Source organism: Pseudocitrobacter cyperus (assembly GCF_039889165.1).
Lineage (GTDB): Bacteria > Pseudomonadota > Gammaproteobacteria > Enterobacterales > Enterobacteriaceae > Pseudocitrobacter > Pseudocitrobacter cyperus.
Genome location: NZ_JAYMYY010000002.1, coordinates 49760 through 71890, shown reverse-complemented (window position 1 = coordinate 71890; position 22131 = coordinate 49760). Strand labels below are relative to the sequence as shown.

Here is a 22131-nt window from a genome sequence, read left to right as displayed (position 1 = left end):
CGAGAAACCCTCTCCGGGTCAGAGTGCGACGTTACCTTTGATTACTCCGCCGAAATCGCTGATGGCGGAATACTCTATGCTGGCGCTGGCCGGGCGGCTGCTTAACCCCTGTACCTGTTCATCAAGGTCGCTTTTGGGCGCAATCATCGACGAGTTAAGGAGATAGCGTTTTCCCGCGGCCTGCAGGTTGATGCTGTTGAAGGAGATATAGAACGGCGTGGGGTTGGTGATGTGTATCACCGCGTGGCCACCGGTCTGACGTAATTGCCACTGCTGTTTTGCTGGCGCTTCCGAGGCGGTGCCTTCCAGCCCATCCGGGCGGTAGAAGAGCTTGATGCGGGTACGGAATGCCAGTTGCAGCAGGTTTTTGCCTTTGGCTTCGCTGTCCGGCAGTTTGGGCGGCACTTCCAGCACGTTAAACCAGAAGATGCTTTCGCGATCGCTGGCGAGCGGCTGGCTGCCGGTATAGGTCACTTTTACCGTCTGCCCCTGTTTGGCATCGACTCTGGAAACCGGCGGGGTAGCGACAAAGGGCACGTTGATGCTGCCGGGGTCGGCATTCTGGTCGCCGGTATCGAACCAGCTTTGCACCAGTAAAGGACGCTCGCCTTTATTTTCCATGCGGATAGTGGCGTCTTTCATTGCCGCTTTATAGATAATACGGGTGCTGGATAAAACGATATCCGCGCAGGCGGATTGGCTGACGGTGAGGCTGAATGCAACCACCAGCGCGGAGAAAAGAGGTTGACGGATCCTGATCATAACACTTCCTTGTGTGGGCTTTTATTTATGTGGCGCATCCGGGTGCGCCACTGATTTACCGGACGATCAATTATTTGTATTCAAAGGTATACGCGGCGTTGCTCTTCACATAACCCGCGACGACCGGAACTGACGAACTTTGTGCAACATAGGAAACGGCAAAGTTGAATACCGCTTTGCCATCAGGGCTGAATAACTTTAAGTGTTCATCGGTGCTATCGTTAATTTTCACCTGCTGGTAGGTGCCTGCAGAGACGATTTCATGGACAGCCAGATTGACGCCGCCAGCCGGATCGTGAACGGAAATGTCATTGTTCAGCGTACCTTTGCTGTTACTGAAATAGATCGACGCCATTTTCAGCGCTGCGTTGGGGGTGTTTGTAAAATCCATACCCGCCCCGCTGCAATCGACAGAGATGGAGAAAATTTTGGGTTTGATGCCGAGGTTTGAGAGATTAACCTCGCCATAGTCGCTGATTTCTTTTGCCGTTGCTGTTTCTAGTTGGATCGTGGAGTCTTGTGCGCCGCCATCAACGTGCATGATGCAGGTGTTACTGCTGACCAGACCGCCGAACAGCAACTGACCGCCATCCGGATTGGCGGCATAGGCTGAAGTGGTCGCCGCCAGTAGCGCGACCGCCATAATGCTTTTTTTCATCACAAATATCCTTATCGTTTAAATAGTACGGGTAAAAACCGTTATTACCACATGAAGAACGTTCACGCTGGAATTTTACCGCGCGCTAAAATAAAAAGTAAAATTCATAATTAGCATCATTTGAACTTCGGTATTTTGTTTTTAAATAATATTTGTTTGTTGAATGGTTTAATAGCCTTTTATGTTTGTCAGTGAGGGGCAATATTTCTCGTTTCTCCTTTACCAGATATTGCCCCGCATGATGACTTATCGGTATTCAAATGTGTAAGCGGCGTTACTTTTCACAAAGCCTGCGACAACAGGAACCGAGGCATTTTGTTTGATATAGGAGACGGCGAAGTTAAAAGTTGCCGTACCATCGGAATCAAATCGTTTCGAGTGTGTATCGGTACTGTCATTCACCTTCACCTGCTTATAGTTGCCTGCAGAGATAATTTCATGGATAGCCAGATTGACGCCGACCGCCGGCTCATTTACAGAAACGTCATTATTCAGCGTACCCTTACTGTTGCCAAAATAGGTGGAGGCCATTTTCAGTACGGCGTCGGATATCATGCTTAAATCCATCCCCGAACCGCTGCAATCCACCTTAACGGAGAACAGTTTCGGCTTGGCGCCGGTGGCGCTGAGGTTCACTTCCCCTGCATTTTCCACGGCAACGGATGTGGCGGTCTCAAGCTGAATGGTGGCATCCTGCGCACCGCCGTTCACATGCATGATACAGGTGTTGCGGCTGACCAGACCGCCGAACTGTAGTTGTCCGCCATCAGGGTCTGCTGCGAAGACGGCTGACGATGCGAGCAAACCAATGGCCAAAACCAGAGTCTTTTGTTGCATAAAGTAATATCCTTATTTATTAATATTTTCAATTGATTAGATGAACATACAGATTCTTAGCCGGGATTTTTGGCTAATGAAAATATGTTTTCAGGCGTTTTATACAAGGATTGATTTAGGTTGTAAAATTCACAAAGATAATTGGTTGTGATTTTATATTTTGTTTGTGTATATATATCGAAATAGAGCGTATTGACTCATTATTTGAACGGGGGTGGGGGTTTGTAAGACAGGGAGTGATGCAGTAAATGAGTTTGTTAATATAATGATAAGATTGGTTTTTTTGGTTTCTTAATCAAGATGATAAATCAGGATCGCACTCTCTAAAGTTCATGGTATGAATTGATTTATTAAAATAAATTACTTTGGTGAATTATATATGTTCTGGTTGGCTATTCATGGCTCGCCTTAGTTATTTTTAAATGATTTTTAAGGAAATATCATGAAAAAAACTAATGCTATGTTATATATAATATTGAATTATTATGTGGCGATACGAATTAATATTATTCGGGAATATAAAATCTTAATAGCGCCATTCTCCTACCAGCGCGCCGGGCACGGCGATTTCAGCGACGTTAAATGTTCATTCAGGGATGTGCCATCGGGGAAGTGCAGATCGGGCGCAATCTCAAACAGTGGCCACAGCATAAACCCGCGGTTTTTCATGTCGTAGTGCGGAACTGTCAGACGTTCCGTATTAATTGTCGCCTCGCCAAACAACATTATGTCGAGATCCAGCGTTCTTGGCCCCCACCGTTCCGCTTTACGTACTCGGCCCTGCTGAAGTTCAATGCGTTGGGTATGATCGAGAAGCGCTTCAGGAGAAAGCGAGGTGTCCAGCGCCACGGCGGCGTTGAGGTAGTCTGGCTGATCCTGCGGCCCCAGCGGCGGGGTGCGGTAAAAAGAGGAGAGCGCGACAACCCGGCTTTGTGGGATCTCGCCCAGCGCCTGAATTGCCGCAGTGACCTGTTCCAGCGGAGAGGCCAGGTTGCTGCCGATGGCGATATACGCCAGGGTCATGCCTTGTTGCTCTCGCGGCGCGGCGCGCGTTTGCGCGGGCGACGGTGGCGACGACGGGTATCCGGCTCGTCATCCAGGTTGGTCAGCATATCTTTCTGGGCTGGCGGCGCAGCGACCTGAAACTCGCCCCACCATTGAGTCAGGCGTTGCAGCTCGGTGTTGCGTTCCGCTTCGGCGCGCAGCGCCAGCAAATCGTAGGCGGCACGGAACTTAGGATGCTCCATTAACTTCCACGCACGTTTGCCCTGGCGGCGAGACATACGCAACTGTAATTGCCAGATATCGCGAACCAGTGAGGTGATGCGTTTAGGAATAGCCAGCGAACGGCAGGCTTCATCCAGCACTTCGTTCATCGCCAGTGCGAAAGCATCATGATAGGTCAGGCCGCTTTCCTGGGTGATCTTCTGCGCCATCTCCAGCAGGGGATACCAGAACATCGCTGCGAACAGGAATGCCGGATTCACACGCATATCGTTACGAATGCGGTTATCGGTATTTTTGAAGACCTGACTGATGATCCGCTCCATCGAGCTATCGCCTTCTTCAGTGAAGTAGCGAGTGATGGTCGGGAACAGCGGCTGGAACAGATTGTATTCGCGCAGCAGCTTATAGGTATCGAAGCCGTAGCCTGCCTGCAACAGCTTCAGCGACTCTTCAAACAGGCGCGCAGGCGGCACGTCGTTAATCAGTGTCGCCAGCCGTGGGATCGGCTCGGCGGTCTCTTCGCTGATGCGCATGCTCAGTTTGGCGGCAAAACGTACCGCGCGCAGCATACGTACCGGGTCTTCGCGATAGCGCGTTTCCGGATCGCCAATCAGACGAATGACGCCTTTTTCCAGATCCTGCATACCGCCGACGTAATCACGGACGGTGAAATCCGCCACGCTGTAATAGAGGCTGTTGATTGTGAAGTCACGGCGCTGGGCATCTTCTTCGATGGAACCGAAGATGTTATCACGTAGCAGCATGCCGTTTTGCCCACGCTGAGAGGTGGTACGGTCAGATTGCGTCTCTTCGTGGTGCCCGCGGAAGGTGGCGACTTCGATGATTTCCGGGCCAAACATGACGTGAGCCAGACGGAAACGACGGCCGACAAGGCGGCAGTTGCGGAACAGTTTACGTACTTGTTCCGGCGTGGCGCTGGTGGTTACGTCGAAATCTTTCGGTTTTTTGCCCAGCAGCAGGTCGCGAACGCCGCCGCCAACCAGATAGGCCTCGTAACCCGCTTTGTTCAGACGGTAGAGAACCTTCAGGGCATTTTCGCTGATATCTTTGCGGGAAATAGCGTGCTGCTCGCGCGGAATAACCGTCATTTGAGGACGGGCGACGGCATTGGCAGCCTCGCTTTCCTCACGGCTTAGCACCTTGCGGCAAAAATTAGCGACTCGGGTAAAAATGGTACACCTCGGTAGTGTCAGTCTTATGGACTAAAAAAATAGCGGCTAATCATAGCTCAGCATCATGCATTTGAGAATGGCGGATTTACAATCGCCCTCTCGGCACACTGTCAAGCGTCCAGTTATCTACGGCATTTTTCAGTAATTCAGCAAGGGGTAAATCCTGCCAGTGCGCCGCAACGTTCTGCCCTAAAAAGTGTAACGCCCGAATTAATATTGGGCGAGGATCGCCTTGTGGCAGGGCAGGAGCATGATTTTGCTTGGAAAGTTTAGCGCCTTCTGCGTTGAGCGCCAGCGGAAGATGAATATATCCAGGCTCCGGCCAGGCAAAATGGCGATAGAGGGAAATCTGGCGCACGGTCGGTTCGATTAGATCCGCACCGCGCACAATTTCCGTTACTCCCTGGAAGTGGTCATCAACGACGACGGCGAGGTTATAGGCGAACAAACCATCCCGGCGGTGAATAATAAAATCTTCCGCCGCCAGGCGCGGGTCGGAGTGAATGAGCCCACGCAGGCTGTCGTCGAACTCTGTCACCGGCTGCTGTTGACGTAAACGCAGTGCGGCATTTTCCGGGCGAAGGCCTAAATCACGGCAGTGGCCGTCATAGATGCCGCCGATGTGTTGAATACGTGCGCGCGTACAGGTGCAGTAATAGCAAAGCCCTTGCTGATGCAGCCAGGAGAGCGCTTCACGGTAGGCGTCATGGCGGCGGGATTGCCAGAGAACCTCGCCATCCCACTCCAGCCCATAATGTTCCAGTTGGCGCAAAATTGTGGTTGCGGCACCGGGAACTTCACGGGGGGGATCGATATCTTCAATGCGAACCAACCAGCGACCCTGCTGCGCGCGGGCTTGCAGGTAGCTGCCGAGGGCGGCTATCAGCGAACCAAAATGCAGTTCACCAGAGGGGGAAGGGGCAAAGCGGCCAATATAAGGTTGTGATGACATGATTTGTACAGACTATAAAAACGGCAAGGCGGGAATCGCTCCCGCCTTGAGGATAATCATGGTTAGCGCTCGGTTAGCCAGCCATCTGTTTTTCGCGGATTTCCGCCAGCGTCTTGCAGTCAATGCACAGATCGGCGGTTGGACGCGCTTCCAGACGACGGATACCAATTTCGACACCGCATGATTCGCAGAAGCCGAAGTCTTCGTCTTCTACTTTCTTCAGCGTCTTCTCGATCTTTTTGATCAGCTTACGTTCGCGATCGCGGTTACGCAGTTCGAGGCTGAACTCTTCTTCCTGGGCTGCACGGTCTACCGGATCCGGGAAGTTGGCTGCTTCGTCTTGCATATGTGTAACGGTGCGATCGACTTCATCCCTAAGTTGATTACGCCATGCTTCCAGAATACGACGGAAGTGCGCTAGCTGGGCTTCGTTCATATACTCTTCGCCCGGTTTCTCCTGGTACGGCTCCACCCCAGCGATGGCGAGAATACTCAGGGACGATGTTTTACGGTTTTGCCCTTCTTGCATGTTGCTTCTCCTTAACACGCACTATCGATCCCCGTGTTCGGGGGAAAAATCAGGCCGCTATAAATAGCAGATGCGATTCCGTATGGCAATTATCTAAACGTAACACTTGACAATGCTGTGAGGAAAAGCGTATTTGCGACGCAGCCCGAACACTAATTGTCCAGATCACACCCGTGGTAATGTTACGGGCAACGGTGATCTCAGAGTGATGTTATCGGCAGAAAGTTCCGCTTTATAAGCCAGAATCTCTACCCCCCGTTTGTGTGCTTCCGCTAATAGTTGCGCGTATTGAGCATCAATATGGTGTGCTGGTGCGAAATATTCAATGGCTGAATGCAAAACAGTAAACAATAACACCGCCCGATCGCCCGCTGCGACAACACTCATCAGCTCGCGTAAATGCTTCTGCCCGCGCAGGGTAACGGCATCCGGGAAGTAGCCATACTCCTTTTCCGCAAGCGTCACCGATTTCACTTCAATATAGCACCGGGGGCGATCATCCGCCTGTAACATAAGGTCAATTCTGCTGCCTTCTTCGCCATATTTCACTTCACTTTTCAGCGAACTATAGCCGACCAGTTCAGGAATTGTTTCAGACAATATCGCCTCTTTCGCCAGTTGGTTGGCGCGTTGCGTATTGACGCAAATAAAATTGCCCGTCTGAGTCTGGGTGATCTCCCAGGTGTGCGGGTATTTACGCTTCATATTTTCTGAGGTGGAGTACCACACAGTATCGCCAGGCGTGGCGCATCCGGTCATCGCGCCAGTGTTAGGGCAGTGGATCGTCAGGGTTTCCCCTTCAGGTGTCACAACGTCTGCGAGAAAACGTTTGTAGCGTTGAATCAGGGTCGCGTGCTGAAGAGCAGGCAGGTATTGCATGGGGCATCCTTGATTATTCTGAAAGTGTCCAGCGCTGGAGTGGCAGGTAGCGGGTTCGGCCATTTTTATACTGCGACTCATAGAGGACGAACTCCCTCACCGGGATTTCCCAGTGAAAGCCAGGGGCGGGAATAGGTACCGCTCGGGTCGTGTTGCGCAGCAGCGTCAGATGCGGATGAAACGGCTGCGGGCTTTGATAACACCCGCTGCGCGCTGCCTGAGAGCGAAGCATATCCGCAAGCTGAATGACCCCGCGCGGCGGCTGACGCGTTCCTAACCACACCACGTGCGAACGCAGCCATTGCCCGGCGTCGTCAAGATGCAGCGTGAAACCTGGCTGACGAATACGGCCTGCCATTGCCGCCAGTGCCGTCTGTTTCTCCGCGCTAATCTCGCCCAGAAACGCCAGAGTGATGTGCATATTCGCCGCCGCAACCGGCCTTCCCGCGTCATCGGGGAAGTTTTCCGCTCGCCAGCGCACAATCTGGCGCTGGATTTTGGTCGGAACCTCAATGGCGAAAAAGACTCTTTTCGACTCAGACATAGTGGGTACTCGGTAATGAATTGTGGCGATGCTACAATGTCCGTCGATTAATGTTAACCCTCTGGAGCCAAACGTGTCGTTGTTGCCGGTCGCTGCTGTCCTTCCCGATCTTCTTTCCGCTCTGGCGGATGCGCCTGCTGTACTGCTTAATGCACCGACCGGGGCGGGGAAATCTACGTGGCTGCCGCTGCAAATTTTGCGAGAGGGCAAGATTCGCGGGCGGATCATTCTGCTGGAACCACGTCGGCTGGCGGCGCGTAACGTGGCCCAGCGTCTGGCGGAACTGCTGGATGAAAAAACCGGTGAAACCGTGGGTTATCGTATGCGCGCGGAAACCTGTGTCGGGCCGGACACGCGGCTTGAGGTGGTGACGGAAGGCATTCTGACGCGCATGATCCAACACGATCCCGAGCTCGCCGGTGTGGGCCTTGTGATCCTCGATGAATTTCATGAACGTAGCTTACAGGCCGATCTCGCGCTGGCGCTGCTGCTGGACGTTCAGCAGGGGCTGCGTGATGACCTGAAACTGCTAATCATGTCCGCGACGCTGGATAACGAGAAGTTGCAACGCCTGTTACCGGAAGCTCCGGTGATTATCTCAGAAGGGCGCGCGTTTCCGGTTGAGCGCCGCTATCAGGCTCTGGCGACGCATCAACGCTTCGACGAAGCGGTTGCCATTGCTACGGCGGAACTGTTGCGTTCAGAGCCCGGCTCATTACTGCTCTTTTTGCCCGGCGTGGGTGAAATTCAGCGTGTGCAGGAGCATCTGGCGGCGCGAATTGCCTCTGATGTATTGCTCTGCCCGCTTTATGGCGCATTACCACTCAGTGAGCAACGTCAGGCGATTCTTCCCGCGCCTGCCGGTAAACGAAAAGTCGTCCTGGCTACCAATATCGCTGAAACCAGTCTGACCATCGAAGGTATTCGTCTGGTGGTCGACAGCGCGCAGGAGCGTGTGGCGCGCTTTGATGCCCGCACCGGGCTAACCCGGCTGGTGACTCAGCGCGTCAGCCAGGCGTCGATGACCCAGCGCGCAGGCCGCGCCGGGCGACTGGAGCCGGGTATCTGTTTACATCTGCTGGGAAAAGAACAGGCGGAACGCGCGGCTGCGCAAAGCGATGCGGAAATTCTGCAAAGCGACCTCTCTTCACTGCAACTGGATCTGCTGCAATGGGGCTGTTATGACCCCATGCAGCTTAGCTGGCTGGATGAACCCCCTGCCGTTAATCTTGCTGCCGCGCGTCGGTTGTTAACACAGCTTCAGGCGCTGGAAGGGGAACGCCTCACGGCAACGGGGCAAAAAATGGCCGCCATCGGTAATGACCCGCGCCTGGCCGCGATGCTGATTGCGGCGAAAAGTGACGATGAGGCCGCTACGACGACCCGGCTGGCGGCGATCCTGGAAGAGCCGCCGCGCGGCGCGGGAAGCGATCTCCGTCATGCTTTTTCGCGCAGTCAGTCGAACTGGCAGCAGCGCAGCCAGCAGTTGCTTAAGCGTCTTAATCGCCGTAGCGGTCAGCCTGATAGCGACCTTATCCCCGAATTACTGGCGCAGGGTTTTCCCGACCGTATCGCCCGCCGCCGCGGGCTGGACGGGCGCTATCAACTGGCAAATGGCATGGGGGCGATGCTGGATGCCGACGATGCATTAAGCCGCCATGAATGGCTGATTGCGCCGCTGCTGTTGCAGGGCAATGCGTCACCGGATGCGCGTATTTTACAGGCTTGCGCGCTGGATATTGACGCGCTGGCGGCACGGTGTCCGCAACTGTTTGAGCAATCCGATACCATTGAGTGGGACGATGTACAAGGTACGCTTAAAGCGCTGCGTCGCAGCCGAATTGGGCAACTGACGGTAAAAGTGCAGCCGCTGGCGAAACCGTCGGAAGAGGAGCTGCATCAGGCGATGCTCAATGGCATCCGCGATAAAGGCTTAAACGTCCTGAACTGGACAGAAGACGCGCAGCAGCTACGCTTGCGTCTGCAATGCGCTGCGCGTTGGCTGCCGGATGACGCCTGGCCGGCGGTTGACGACGCCTCGCTACTGGCGGAACTGGAAGCCTGGCTGCTGCCGCATATGAATGGCGTAAAATCGCTGCGGGCGCTGAAAAACGTCAATGTCGGAGCGGCGTTACAAGCCTGGCTTCCCTGGACATTACGACAACGTCTGGATAGTGAGCTACCAACTCATTACACTGTGCCCACCGGAAGCCGGATTAGTATTCGCTACGATGATGAAAACCCGCCCGCGTTGGCGGTGCGAATGCAGGAGATGTTTGGCGAGGCGAACACGCCGACGATAGCCCAGGGGCGCGTACCGCTGGTGCTGGAATTGCTTTCCCCGGCGCAGCGCCCGTTGCAGATTACGCGCGATTTAAGCGCTTTCTGGCAGGGGGCGTACCGGGAGGTGCAAAAAGAGATGAAAGGGCGTTATCCGAAACACGTCTGGCCGGACGACCCGGCAAATACCGCGCCGACGCGGCGGACGAAAAAGTATTCTTGAGGGGATTTCCTCTCCCTGTGGGAGAGGGCCGGGGTGAGGGCATCGGTGCGCGGGTTTCCCCCTCACCCTAACCCTCTCCCTCAAGGGAGAGGGGACAGATTGTGCGCGTTGTTAAGTTCAGTGCATGTTTTCCCCCTCTCCCCAAAGGGGCGAGGGGACGGATTGTGCACAGTTGCTAAGTTCCGCGCCGGTTTTCCCCCTCTCCCTGTGGGAGAGGGCCGGGGTGAGGGCATCAGCGCGCAGGGTTTCCCCCTCAAGAACGAGTGAAAATTGAGAGATATCTTCTTCTGTTCCTGTACGGAAGAACTGAGAATCAGGCCTTTGCGCCTGAATGTTGCGGAGAGAAAGCATGGCGGGGAATGACCGCGAGCCGATTGGACGTAAAGGCAAGCCTGCGCGTCCGGCGAAACAAAAGGTGAGCCGTCGTCGCCTCAGAGATGAGGATTACGACGACGATTATGATGACGACTATGAGGATGATGAGCCAATGCCACCACGTAAAGGAAAGGGCAAGGGCGGCAAGCCTCGTAAAAAACACGGCTGGTTCTGGCTGCTGGTAAAGCTGGCTATCGTTTTTGCCGTTCTGCTGGCGATTTACGGCGTCTATCTTGACCAGAAAATTCGCAGCCGCATCGACGGTAAAGTCTGGCAGTTGCCAGCGGCAGTCTATGGCCGCATGGTTAACCTTGAGCCGGATATGCCCATCAGTAAGAAAGAGATGGTGCAGTTGTTAACGGCGACACAGTACCGCCAGGTGACCGCAATGACGCGTCCCGGCGAGTTTACCGTGCAGGCCAACAGCATTGAGATGATCCGCCGTCCATTCGACTTCCCGGACAGCAAAGAGGGGCAGGTGCGCGCGCGTCTGACTTTCGATGGCGATCATCTGGAAACCATTGAGAACATGGAGAATAACCGTCAGTTCGGTTTCTTCCGTCTCGATCCGCGTCTGATCACCATGCTCTCGTCACCAAACGGCGAGCAACGTCTGTTTGTGCCGCGTAGCGGTTTCCCGGATCTGCTGGTTGATACCCTTTTGGCGACTGAAGATCGTCACTTCTACGAGCATGATGGCGTCAGCCTCTACTCTATCGGTCGTGCAGTACTGGCGAACCTGACGGCGGGGCGCACGGTGCAGGGCGCGAGTACGTTGACCCAGCAGTTGGTGAAAAACCTGTTCTTGTCCAGTGAACGCTCCTACTGGCGTAAGGCCAACGAAGCGTACATGGCACTGTTGATGGATGCGCGTTATAGCAAAGACCGTATCCTTGAACTGTACATGAACGAGGTCTATCTCGGTCAAAGCGGCGATAACGAAATTCGCGGTTTCCCGCTGGCGAGCCTCTATTACTTTGGCCGCCCGGTGGAAGAACTGAGCCTTGATCAGCAGGCATTGCTGGTGGGGATGGTGAAAGGCGCGTCTATCTACAACCCGTGGCGCAACCCGAAACTGGCGCTGGAACGTCGTAACCTGGTACTGCGTTTGCTGCAGCAGCAGAACATCATCGACCAGGAGCTGTACGATATGCTCAGCGCGCGTCCTCTGGGCGTGCAGCCGCGCGGCGGCGTCATTTCACCGCAGCCTGCATTTATGCAGATGGTACGCCAGGAACTTCAGGCGAAACTGGGCGATAAAGTGAAAGATCTCTCCGGCGTGAAGATCTTCACCACCTTCGATTCAGTGGCGCAGGATGCGGCAGAAAAAGCGGCGACGGAAGGTATTCCGGTACTGAAGAAGCAGCGTAAGCTGAGCGATCTTGAAACGGCGATGGTGGTGGTTGACCGCTTCAGCGGCGAAGTCCGCGCGATGGTGGGCGGCGCAGAGCCGCAGTTTGCTGGCTATAACCGCGCAATGCAGGCGCGCCGCTCCATCGGCTCGCTGGCGAAACCGGCGACCTATCTGACGGCGTTAAGCCAGCCGAATCAGTATCGTCTGAATACCTGGATTGCCGATGCGCCGATTTCCCTGCGTCAGCCAAATGGTCAGGTGTGGTCGCCGCAGAACGATGACCGTCGCTTTAGCGGCCAGGTGATGCTGGTGGATGCACTGACGCGTTCCATGAACGTGCCGACGGTTAACCTCGGTATGGCGCTGGGCTTGCCTGCTATTACCGATACCTGGCAGAAACTGGGCGTGCCGAAAGATCAGTTGCACCCGGTTCCGGCGATGATTCTGGGGGCGCTGAACCTGACGCCGATTGAAGTGGCGCAGGCGTTCCAGACTATCTCCAGCGGCGGTAACCGCGCGACGCTCTCTGCGCTGCGCTCGGTGATTGCAGAAGATGGCACCGTGTTGTATCAGAGCTACCCGCAGGCTGAACGCGCAGTGCCTGCACAGGCTGCCTATATGACGCTGTGGACAATGCAGCAGGTGGTTCAGCGCGGTACCGGTCGTCAACTGGGCGCGAAGTATCCAGGTCTGCATCTGGCCGGTAAAACCGGTACCACTAACAACAACGTCGATACCTGGTTTGCCGGGATTGATGGGCGTGAAGTGGTGATCACCTGGGTTGGTCGCGATAACAACCAGCCAACGAAGCTGTACGGGGCGAGTGGCGCGATGTCTATTTACCAGCGTTATCTGGCAAACCAGTCGCCAATCCCGCTGGTGCTGACGCCGCCGGAAGATATTGTTGATATGGGCGTGGATTACAACGGTAACTTTGTGTGCTCTGGCGGCTCACGTATGTTGCCTGTGTGGACGACCAACCCGGATTCGCTCTGCCAGCAGGGCGAGATGATGCAGCAGCAGGAGCAGCAGTCTGGAAATCCGTTCGACCAGTCTTCTCAGCCGCAGCAACAGCAGCAGCCTCAGGAACAGCCGAAAAAAGAAGAGAAGGACGGCGACGGCGTCGCTGGCTGGATCAAGGATATGTTTGGCAGTAACTGACATCGCTAAAGCTCAAAGCCCGCTTCGTTAAGCGGGCTTTTTTTTGCGTGATTGTCAGAATGTCGTAATGCCTAAAATCAATCTATTAACCCTCTGTTTTCATCTGGTTATTTCTTGAACTTTTAGCGGCCGCGTTCCCCTATATTGCTTGCCATATCGCCGCCGTTTGGCCTATCATTCGGCGGTTATAATAATAATTCTCGTTTACGTTATCATTCATCATTTCATCAGAGATATACCAATGGCGCATTTGAAAACTGCTCAGCCAAACCACTCTCTGCGTAAAATCGCAGTTGTAGTCGCCACAGCGGTTAGCGGCATGTCTGTTTACGCACAGGCGGCGGTTGAACCGAAAGAAGAAACTATCACCGTCACTGCGGCGCCTGTGTCCCAGGAAAGCGCATGGGGGCCGGCACCGACTATCGCGGCGAAACGTTCCGCGACCGCAACCAAGACTGACACGCCGATTGAAAAGACGCCGCAGTCTGTTTCTGTCATCACGCGTCAGGAGATGGACATCCGTCAGCCGACTACGGTAAAAGAGGCGATGGCCTATACGCCGAGCGTTTTCTCCACCCGTGGTAGCTCTTCCACTTATGATGTTGTTTCTATTCGCGGATTCACCGCACCTACCACCGTAAATACCAACCAGTATCTGGATGGTATGAAACTTCAGGGTAACAACTATTCTGAAGTCTCAATGGATCCCTATTTCCTGGAACGCGTAGAAGTGATGCGCGGGCCAACGTCAGTGCTGTACGGCAACAGCAACCCAGGCGGTATCGTGAGCATGGTCAGCAAACGCCCGACCACCGAACCCCTGCGCGAAATCCAGTTTAAAATGGGTACGGATAACCTGTGGCAGACCGGTTTTGACTTCAGCGACGCGATCGATGATGCGGGCGTGTGGTCTTATCGTCTGACCGGTTTAGGCCGCAGCCAGGACACGCAGCAAGAGATGGCGAAATCAACCCGCTACGCGATTGCGCCTTCCTTCAGTTGGCGTCCGGATGATAAAACCGACTTCACCTTCCTGAGTAATTTCCAGAGCGATCCGGATGCGGGTTACTATGGTTGGCTGCCGCGTGAAGGGACTGTTGTGCCTTATGTTGATGCGAACGGTAACTCACATAAGCTGCCGACCGATTTTAACGAAGGTGAGAAAGACAACAAGATGCAGCGTCGCCAGCAAATGGTGGGCTACAACTTCTCCCATGAATTTAATGACACCTTCACCGTGCGCCAGAACCTGCGCTACGACCAGGTGAAAACGCTTTATAAAGCGGTATACGGTTTTGGCTATGATGGCGCGGGTAAAATTAACCGCAACTATGTTCGTTCTGACGAAGCGCTGAATGCGTTTACCGTTGATACGCAGTTGCAATCCAGCTTCGCCACTGGCGACGTTGACCACACGCTGCTGACCGGCGTTGACTATTCACGCATGCGCAACGACGTGGATGCGCAGTACGGTTCTGCCAGCCCGCTGGACATGAGCAACCCGCAGTACGGTAATGCGAATGTGTCCGTCAACTTCCCGTACGCGGTACTTAACCGTATGGAGCAGACGGGGCTCTATGCGCAGGATCAGATCGAGTGGGATAAATGGGTACTGACGTTAGGTGGTCGCTACGATTACGCGAAAACGTCAACACTCACCCGCTCAAGCAACGATTTAGCGGAGAAGAACGACCAGCAGTTTACCTGGCGCGGTGGTTTGAACTATCTGTTTGATAACGGTATTTCTCCGTACTTCAGCTACAGTGAATCTTTCGAGCCAACTTCCGGCTCCACGAAAGAAGGCACCCCATTCGATCCGTCTCGTGGTAAGCAGTACGAAGCAGGCGTGAAGTATGTACCAAAAGACAGACCTATCGTGCTGACTGCGGCGTTGTATGAGCTGACCAAAAATAAAAACCTGACGGCGGATCCGAACGACCCAACGGGTCTGTATAGCGTACAGACAGGTGAAATTCGTTCCCGCGGCATTGAGCTGGAAGCAAAAGCGGCGTTGAATGAAAATATCAACCTGACTGCGGCCTACAGCTATACGGATGCAGAATATACGGAAGATACCATCTTCAAAGGTAAGCGTCCGGCAGAGGTACCGCGTAACCAGGCTTCCCTGTGGGCGGATTATACTCTCTATGATACCGTCTTGAGCGGTCTGACCTTTGGCGCAGGCGTTCGTTATACGGGCTCCACCGTAAGCTACTACAAAAACGATACCTCGACCGGGACGAAAAACGAGTCGTTCAATGTCGGCAGCTACACCGTGGCTGATGCGATGGTGAAATACGATCTGACGCGTTTTGGCCTGCCGGGTTCGTCTGTCGCGGTGAACGTCAACAACCTGTTTGACCGTGAATATGTCTCCAGTTGCTATAGCGAATATGCATGCTACTGGGGCGCGGAACGTCAGGTTGTCGCGACAGCGACCTTCCGCTTCTAATCTCTCCTATCGGGCGCGGTTTATCCGCGCCCTTTGACAAGTTGACGGCTATGCAGGACATCACAACCTCTCCCGATACCACCTTTGCGCTCGAAAACGTCACGTTTCGGGTTCCAGGCCGCACACTGCTTCATCCTCTCTCGCTCACTTTCCCTGTGGGGAAAGTTACCGGTCTTATCGGCCACAACGGCTCCGGTAAATCCACGCTGCTGAAAATGCTGGGGCGTCATCAGGCGCCGTCAGAAGGGGATCTCCTGCTGGACGGTCAGCCGCTTGAGAGCTGGAACAGCAAAGCATTTGCCCGCAAAGTCGCCTATCTGCCGCAGCAGTTACCGCAGGCGGAAGGCATGACGGTGCGCGAACTGGTGGCGATTGGCCGCTATCCGTGGCACGGTGCGCTGGGGCGTTTTGGCGTAGCCGACCGCGAAAAAGTGGAAGAAGCGATTACGCTCGTCGGTTTAAAACCGCTGGCTCATCGTCTGGTCGATAGCCTTTCCGGCGGCGAGCGTCAGCGCGCGTGGATTGCCATGCTGGTTGCGCAGGACAGCCGCTGTCTGCTGCTGGATGAACCGACATCGGCGCTGGATATCGCCCATCAGGTTGATGTGCTGGCGCTGGTGCACCGCTTAAGTCAGCAGCGCGGGTTGACGGTCATCGCGGTGCTGCACGATATCAACATGGCGGCACGCTACTGTGACTATTTAGTCGCGCTGCGCGGCGGCGAGATGATCGCTCAGGGCACGCCGGATGAACTGATGCGTAGCGAAACGCTGGAACATATTTATGGTATCCCGATGGGGATACTGCCACACCCGGCAGGCGCAGCGCCGGTGAGTTTTGTCTATTAATGGATGATTCCTCTTTGATTAGCCGTCGACGCCTGTTGACGGCGATGGCGCTCTCGCCGTTGCTCTGGCAAATGCGTAACGCGCAGGCGGCGACGGTTGATCCTCATCGTATTGTGGCGCTGGAGTGGCTCCCGGTTGAACTGCTGCTGGCGCTGGGCATCACGCCTTACGGCATTGCCGATATCCCGAACTACAGGCTGTGGGTTAACGAGCCCGTATTGCCGGAATCGGTCATTGATGTTGGCCTGCGGACTGAACCCAATCTTGAACTGCTGACCCAGATGAAACCATCGTTTCTGGTCTGGTCGGCGGGCTATGGCCCCTCACCCGAGACGCTGGCGAAAATCGCCCCAGGGCGTGGTTTCGCGTTCAGCGACGGCAAACAGCCGCTGGCGCAGGCGCGACGCTCGCTGATTGAGATGGCGCAACTGCTCGGGCGCGAGCCGCAGGCGCAGCGTCACCTGCAGGAATATGACGCCTTTATTGAAAGCCTGAAACCTCGCTTTGCTGCGCGTGGCGACCGTCCGTTGCTGATGGTCACGCTGCTGGATGCGCGTCATATGCTGGTTTTTGGGCCAAACTGCCTGTTCCAGGAGATGCTCGACACGATAGGCGTCAAAAACGCCTGGCAGGGCGAAACCAACTTCTGGGGCAGCGTAGTGGTCGGCATTGACCGACTGGCGGTCTACAAAGATGCGGATGTGCTCTGCTTCGACCACGGCAACGACCCGGAAATGCGTAAGCTGATGGCAACGCCGCTGTGGCAGGCAATGCCCTTCGTGCGGGCAAATCGCTTCCAGCGAGTCCCGGCGGTCTGGTTTTATGGCGCGACGCTCTCAACGATGCATTTTGGCCGCGTACTGGACAACGCGCTGGGAGGTAAAGCGTGAGAACAAAAATCTCCCCGTTTGCTGCGCTGCTGTTAATGGTGCTGTTTATTGCCTCGCTGGCGCTCACCTGGTTTAACTTCAATATCGCATTGCCATACACGCAATGGGGACAGGCGCTGTTCCAGCCGAATATTGATTCCATCGCCCAGATGCTGTTCCACTACAGCCTGACGCCGCGCCTGGTGATTTCGCTGCTCGTCGGCGCGGGGCTTGGGCTGGTGGGGGTACTTTTCCAGCAGGTGCTGCGTAACCCGCTGGCGGAACCGACCACACTGGGGGTGGCAACTGGCGCACAGCTTGGAATGACCGTCACCACGCTGTGGGCGATTCCCGGTGCGCTTACCTCGCAGTTTGCCGCGTTGGCCGGCGCCTGCATTGTGGGGGCGCTGGTGTTTGGCGTGGCGTGGGGCAAGCGTCTCTCGCCGGTGACGCTGATTCTGGCGGGCCTGGTGGTCAGCCTCTACTGTGGGGCCATCAACCAGTTGATGGTGATTTTCCACCATGACCAGTTACAGAGCATGTTCCTGTGGAGTTCCGGTACGCTGACGCAGACTGACTGGAGCATCGTTCAGCGCTTGTGGCCACAATTGCTGGGGGGCGTCATTATCACGCTGCTACTCCTGAGGCCATTAACCCTGATGGGGCTCGATGACGGCGTGGCGCGCAACCTGGGGCTGGCGCTATCACTGGCGCGTCTGGCAGCGTTGACGCTGGCGATTGTGATCAGCGCCTTCCTCGTTAACGCGGTAGGCATAATCGGTTTTATCGGCCTGTTTGCGCCGCTGCTGGCGAAGATGCTGGGAGCCCGACGATTGCTGGCGCGCCTGATGCTGGCGCCATTGATTGGCGCGTTGATCCTCTGGCTCTCTGACCAAATTATTCTCTGGCTCACCCGCGTGTGGATGGAAGTCTCTACCGGCTCCGTTACCGCGCTGATCGGCGCACCGCTGCTGCTCTGGTTGCTGCCGCGGCTTCGTAGCATGACCGCGCCGTCGATGAATGCCAGCGACAGCGTCGCGCCGGAGCGTTATCACGTTCCAGCATGGGCGATAGCAGGGCTGGTGGTTTTGCTGGTCGCTGTCTTTGCGGCACTGGCGTTTGGTCGTGATGTTGATGGCTGGCGCTGGGCGAGTGGCTCACTGCTGGATGAATTGCTGCAATGGCGCTGGCCGCGCGTGCTCTCTGCGCTGATCGCCGGGATGATGCTGGCGGTGGCAGGCTGTATTATTCAGCGTCTCACGGGCAACCCGATGGCCAGCCCGGAAGTGCTGGGGATTAGCTCCGGCGCGGCGTTTGGCGTGGTATTGATGCTGTTTCTCGTGCCGGGGAATGCCTTTGGCTGGCTGCTGCCTGCCGGGAGTCTCGGTGCTGCGGTGACGCTGTTGGTGATTTTGATTGCCGCCGGGCGCGGCGGCTTTTCGCCTCACCGCATGCTGCTGGCGGGGATGGCGCTCAGTACTGCGTTCACCATGCTGTTGATGATGCTGCAGGCGAGCGGCGATCCGCGTATGGCGCAGATCCTGACGTGGATTTCCGGCTCAACCTACAATGCTACAGGTAAGCAGGTGCTGCAATCTGCGGTGGTGATGGCGGTGCTGTTCCTGCTGGTACCGTTGAGTCGCCGCTGGTTAACGATTCTGCCGCTGGGAGGCGATACTGCGCGGTCTGTTGGTATTGCGCTAACACCCGCACGAATTGCCTTACTCTTGTTGGCGGCCAGTCTGACGGCGGCGGCGACGCTAACCATCGGCCCGCTGAGCTTTGTTGGCCTGATGGCGCCGCATATCGCACGGATGATGGGCTTTCGCCGCACAATGCCGCATATTGTGATGTCTACGCTGGTAGGGGGCTTGCTGCTGGTGTTCGCCGACTGGTGCGGGCGTATGATCATGTTCCCGTATCAGATCCCGGCAGGGTTACTTTCGACCTTTATCGGTGCGCCGTATTTTATTTATTTGCTGAGAAAGCAGAGTCGCTAAAATGCGCATGGTCGGTTCCCTCTCCCGACGGGAGAGGGAAGGGGGAAAGGCTACAACTGCGCAAACACCTTCCGTGCCGCATCAATCGTTTTATTGATATCGTCCGGCGTATGCGCGACGGACATAAAGCCCGCTTCAAACGCCGACGGCGCCAGATAAATCCCTTCGTCCAGCATCATGTGGAAGAAACGCTTGAAGCGTTCAACGTCGCACTTCAGGACGTCCTGATAGCAGGTCACAGTTTGTGCATCGGTGAAGAAAATCCCAAACATTCCGCCAACGTGGTTAATAACCAGAGGAATGCCTGTCTCCTGTGCCGCTTCCAGCAATCCTTCCGCCAGTTGGGAGGTGAGCTCGTCTAAGGTTTCGTGAACGCCCGGCTGCGCCACCTGGGTCAGACAGGCGTAGCCTGCCGCCATGGCAATCGGGTTGCCTGAAAGCGTACCAGCCTGATAAACCGGGCCAGTTGGCGCCAGCGCGTTCATCACATCACGGCGTCCGCCGAATGCGCCTACTGGCATGCCGCCGCCGATGATCTTGCCAAGGCAGGTCAGATCCGGCACGACGTCATAGTAAGACTGCGCGCCCGCCAGAGCGACGCGGAAACCGGTCATGACTTCATCGATAATCAGCAGCGCGCCGAACTCATCGCACAGGGCGCGCAGGCCTGGCAGAAATTCCGGCAACGGTGGTACGCAGTTCATGTTGCCCGCGACCGGTTCCACGATGATGCAGGCGATCTCCTGCGGGAACTGCTCGAACGCCTCGCGCACGGAGGCGAGATCGTTATAGGTGCAGGTCAGGGTATGTTTGGCGAAATCTGCCGGAACACCAGGGGAGTTTGGCTGGCCGAGGGTCAGCGCGCCGGAACCGGCTTTCACCAGCAGGTGGTCGGCATGGCCGTGGTAGCAACCTTCGAATTTGATGATTTTATCGCGGCCGGTGAAGCCACGCGCCAGACGAATGGCGCTCATGGTCGCTTCCGTACCCGAGTTCACCATGCGTACCATATCCATGGTCGGCACCAGTTCGGTCACCAGTTCCGCCATTTTCACTTCCATTTCGGTTGGCGCGCCGAAGCTCAGGCCACGTTCGGCAGCTTCAATCACCGCGTTACGAATGGTGGCGTTATTATGGCCCAGCACCATCGGGCCCCAGGAGCCGACGTAATCCACGTAGGCTTTGCCGTCCGCATCATATAAGTAAGCCCCATCCGCACGTTCGATAAACAGCGGCGTGCCACCCACGCCGGTGAAGGCGCGTACCGGTGAGTTGACGCCGCCGGGAATGAGTTCCCGCGCTGCGTTGTAGAGGTTTTCCGATTTGCTCATGAAACGGCTCCTGATTCGGGGGAGAAAAAAGATTAACGGGCTATTCTAATTATTCCAGGAAGGTTATGAAAGTTTTGCCGAAATGAAACACCCGGCAATTCAGGGGATTTTTTACGCGACGAGGGGCGAGAGGCCCGCTAGAATGCCCCCTTCGGATTTGTATTACCAATTAATGATAAGCAGATGAAAGCAGATTCTTCCTCTTTTGAGTCACAGCAAATTGCACGCTTACGTCGTGGCGATACGATACGGCGGTTGTTGAACCGCGATAAAGCGCCGTTAAAAATTCTGTTGATGGCCGCGCTGGTCGGCACCGTCGCCGGTTTCGTCGGCGTGGCGTTCGAAAAAGCGGTCAACTGGGTGTCGAACCTTCGCATGGCGTCGATAGCCCAGGTGGCGGATCACTGGTTTATCGTCTGGCCGCTGGCGTTTATTCTTTCCGGGCTGCTGGCGATGGTGGGCTACCTGCTGGTGCGCCGCTTCGCGCCGGAGGCTGGCGGCTCCGGCATCCCTGAAATTGAGGGGGCGCTGGAAGAGTTGCGTCCGGTGCGCTGGTGGCGCGTGCTGCCAGTGAAATTTATCGGCGGGATGGGGACGCTTGGTGCCGGGATGGTACTGGGGCGCGAAGGGCCGACGGTGCAAATCGGCGGCAACATTGGGCGCATGATCGGCGATATCTTCCGCATGCGCAGCGCCGAAGCGCGTCACACCCTGCTGGCGACCGGGGCGGCGGCGGGGCTGTCGGCGGCGTTTAATGCGCCGCTGGCGGGGATCCTGTTCATTATTGAAGAGATGCGCTCGCAGTTCCGCTATAACCTGGTCTCCATCAAAGCTGTCTTTACTGGCGTCATCATGTCGAGCATCGTGTTCCGCATCTTCAACGGCGAAACGCCGGTGATAGAGGTGGGCAAACTGACCAACGCGCCGGTGAACACGCTGTGGCTTTATCTGGTGCTGGGGATGATTTTTGGTATCGTCGGCCCCATTTTTAATACGCTGGTGCTGAGAACGCAGGATATGTTTCAGCGCATTCACGGCGGCGAAATCAAAAAGTGGGTGCTGGTCGGCGGCCTGATTGGCGGGCTGTGTGGCGTGCTTGGGCTGATTGAACCGGCGGCGGCGGGCGGTGGTTTTAACCTGATTCCGATTGCGGCTGCGGGTAACTACAGCGTAGGTTTGCTACTGTTTATCTTTATCGCGCGCGTGCTGACCACGCTGCTGTGCTTCTCCTCCGGCGCGCCGGGTGGGATTTTCGCCCCGATGCTGGCGCTCGGTACGCTGTTGGGTACCGCTTTTGGCATGGCAGCCATGAATATCTTTCCGGGCTATCATCTGGAGGCGGGCACCTTTGCGATTGCAGGCATGGGCGCGTTAATGGCGGCGTCGGTGCGCGCTCCCCTCACCGGGATTGTGCTGGTGCTGGAGATGACCGACAATTATCAGCTCATTTTGCCAATGATTATTACCTGCTTAGGTGCAACGCTATTAGCGCAGTTCCTGGGCGGCAAACCGCTCTACGCCACCATCCTTGCGCGCACTCTGGCGAAGCAGGAAGCGGAGCAGGCGGCAAAAGCCCAGCAAGCGGCCGGGCAGAATACTTGAATGAATTACCAGGGTATTAGATAATGACCAAAAGAATCGGGTTATTATTTGCCCA

Annotated in this window: 16 protein-coding genes and 1 pseudogene; 7 read left to right on the top strand and 10 right to left on the bottom strand. The window is 55.7% G+C overall.

All coding sequences use genetic code 11. The features are described from left to right. Positions 1-18: 18 nt before the first annotated feature. The 9 genes and pseudogenes from VSR74_RS09145 to thpR form a co-directional block, all read right to left on the bottom strand. Complete coding sequence (locus VSR74_RS09145; RefSeq protein ID WP_347794437.1) at positions 19-762, bottom strand: fimbrial chaperone; 744 nt, start codon at positions 760-762, stop codon at positions 19-21. A gap of 70 nt (positions 763-832) precedes the next feature. After that, positions 833-1420, bottom strand: a complete 588-nt coding sequence (locus VSR74_RS09140) for a fimbrial protein (RefSeq protein WP_347794436.1) — start codon at positions 1418-1420, stop codon at positions 833-835. Between the two features lie 246 nt (positions 1421-1666). Further along, complete coding sequence (locus VSR74_RS09135; protein ID WP_347794435.1) at positions 1667-2257, bottom strand: fimbrial protein; 591 nt, start codon at positions 2255-2257, stop codon at positions 1667-1669. 543 nt (positions 2258-2800) lie between these two features. Further along, positions 2801-3280 carry a 2-amino-4-hydroxy-6-hydroxymethyldihydropteridine diphosphokinase gene (folK, locus tag VSR74_RS09130; RefSeq protein ID WP_347794434.1) on the bottom strand — a complete coding sequence of 160 codons (480 nt, stop codon included), beginning with the start codon at positions 3278-3280 and terminating at the stop codon, positions 2801-2803. Next, positions 3277-4677: a polynucleotide adenylyltransferase PcnB gene (pcnB, locus tag VSR74_RS09125; RefSeq protein WP_347794866.1), complete on the bottom strand. Its 1401-nt coding sequence runs from the start codon at positions 4675-4677 to the stop codon at positions 3277-3279. Before pcnB ends, folK begins: the two co-directional genes overlap by 4 nt. 62 nt (positions 4678-4739) lie before the next feature. Next, positions 4740-5629, bottom strand: a pseudogene (gene gluQRS, locus VSR74_RS09120) (tRNA glutamyl-Q(34) synthetase GluQRS). Between the two features lie 73 nt (positions 5630-5702). Further along, positions 5703-6158, bottom strand: coding sequence for an RNA polymerase-binding protein DksA (dksA, locus tag VSR74_RS09115; RefSeq protein ID WP_002463986.1), 456 nt, complete (start codon positions 6156-6158; stop codon positions 5703-5705). Between the two features lie 165 nt (positions 6159-6323). After that, on the bottom strand, positions 6324-7037 hold the full coding sequence (sfsA, locus tag VSR74_RS09110; RefSeq protein WP_347794433.1) for a DNA/RNA nuclease SfsA: 714 nt from the start codon (positions 7035-7037) through the stop codon (positions 6324-6326). A 13-nt stretch (positions 7038-7050) separates the two neighbouring features. Further along, on the bottom strand, positions 7051-7581 hold the full coding sequence (gene thpR / locus VSR74_RS09105) for an RNA 2',3'-cyclic phosphodiesterase (RefSeq protein ID WP_347794432.1): 531 nt from the start codon (positions 7579-7581) through the stop codon (positions 7051-7053). A 73-nt stretch (positions 7582-7654) separates the two neighbouring features. On the opposite strand from thpR, the gene hrpB reads away from it, so the two are divergent. From hrpB to fhuB, 6 genes are all read left to right on the top strand, one after another. Further along, positions 7655-10084, top strand: coding sequence for an ATP-dependent helicase HrpB (hrpB, locus tag VSR74_RS09100; protein ID WP_347794431.1), 2430 nt, complete (start codon positions 7655-7657; stop codon positions 10082-10084). Positions 10085-10433: 349 nt separating this feature from the next. Further along, the gene (gene mrcB, locus VSR74_RS09095) at positions 10434-12974 is read left to right on the top strand and encodes a bifunctional glycosyl transferase/transpeptidase (protein WP_347794430.1); all 2541 of its coding nucleotides are present in this window, start codon (positions 10434-10436) and stop codon (positions 12972-12974) included. Positions 12975-13215: 241 nt separating this feature from the next. After that, a complete protein-coding gene (gene fhuA / locus VSR74_RS09090) occupies positions 13216-15426 on the top strand; it encodes a ferrichrome porin FhuA (protein WP_347794429.1) in 2211 nt (736 codons plus the stop codon). Continuing rightward, positions 15372-16274, top strand: a complete 903-nt coding sequence (gene fhuC, locus VSR74_RS09085) for a Fe3+-hydroxamate ABC transporter ATP-binding protein FhuC (RefSeq protein WP_411914245.1) — start codon at positions 15372-15374, stop codon at positions 16272-16274. The genes fhuA and fhuC overlap by 55 nt, the downstream gene beginning before the upstream one ends. Next, positions 16274-17164: a Fe(3+)-hydroxamate ABC transporter substrate-binding protein FhuD gene (fhuD, locus tag VSR74_RS09080; protein ID WP_347794427.1), complete on the top strand. Its 891-nt coding sequence runs from the start codon at positions 16274-16276 to the stop codon at positions 17162-17164. The genes fhuC and fhuD overlap by 1 nt, the downstream gene beginning before the upstream one ends. Beyond that, positions 17161-19143: a Fe(3+)-hydroxamate ABC transporter permease FhuB gene (fhuB, locus tag VSR74_RS09075; RefSeq protein WP_347794426.1), complete on the top strand. Its 1983-nt coding sequence runs from the start codon at positions 17161-17163 to the stop codon at positions 19141-19143. Before fhuD ends, fhuB begins: the two co-directional genes overlap by 4 nt. Before the next feature lie 50 nt (positions 19144-19193). Here fhuB and hemL read toward each other — a convergent pair whose 3' ends face one another. After that, on the bottom strand, positions 19194-20474 hold the full coding sequence (hemL, locus tag VSR74_RS09070) for a glutamate-1-semialdehyde 2,1-aminomutase (RefSeq protein WP_347794425.1): 1281 nt from the start codon (positions 20472-20474) through the stop codon (positions 19194-19196). Positions 20475-20657: 183 nt separating this feature from the next. On the opposite strand from hemL, the gene clcA reads away from it, so the two are divergent. Next, positions 20658-22076 (top strand): H(+)/Cl(-) exchange transporter ClcA, encoded by a 1419-nt coding sequence (clcA, locus tag VSR74_RS09065; protein ID WP_347794424.1) that lies wholly within the window; start codon positions 20658-20660, stop codon positions 22074-22076. Positions 22077-22131: the final 55 nt, after the last annotated feature.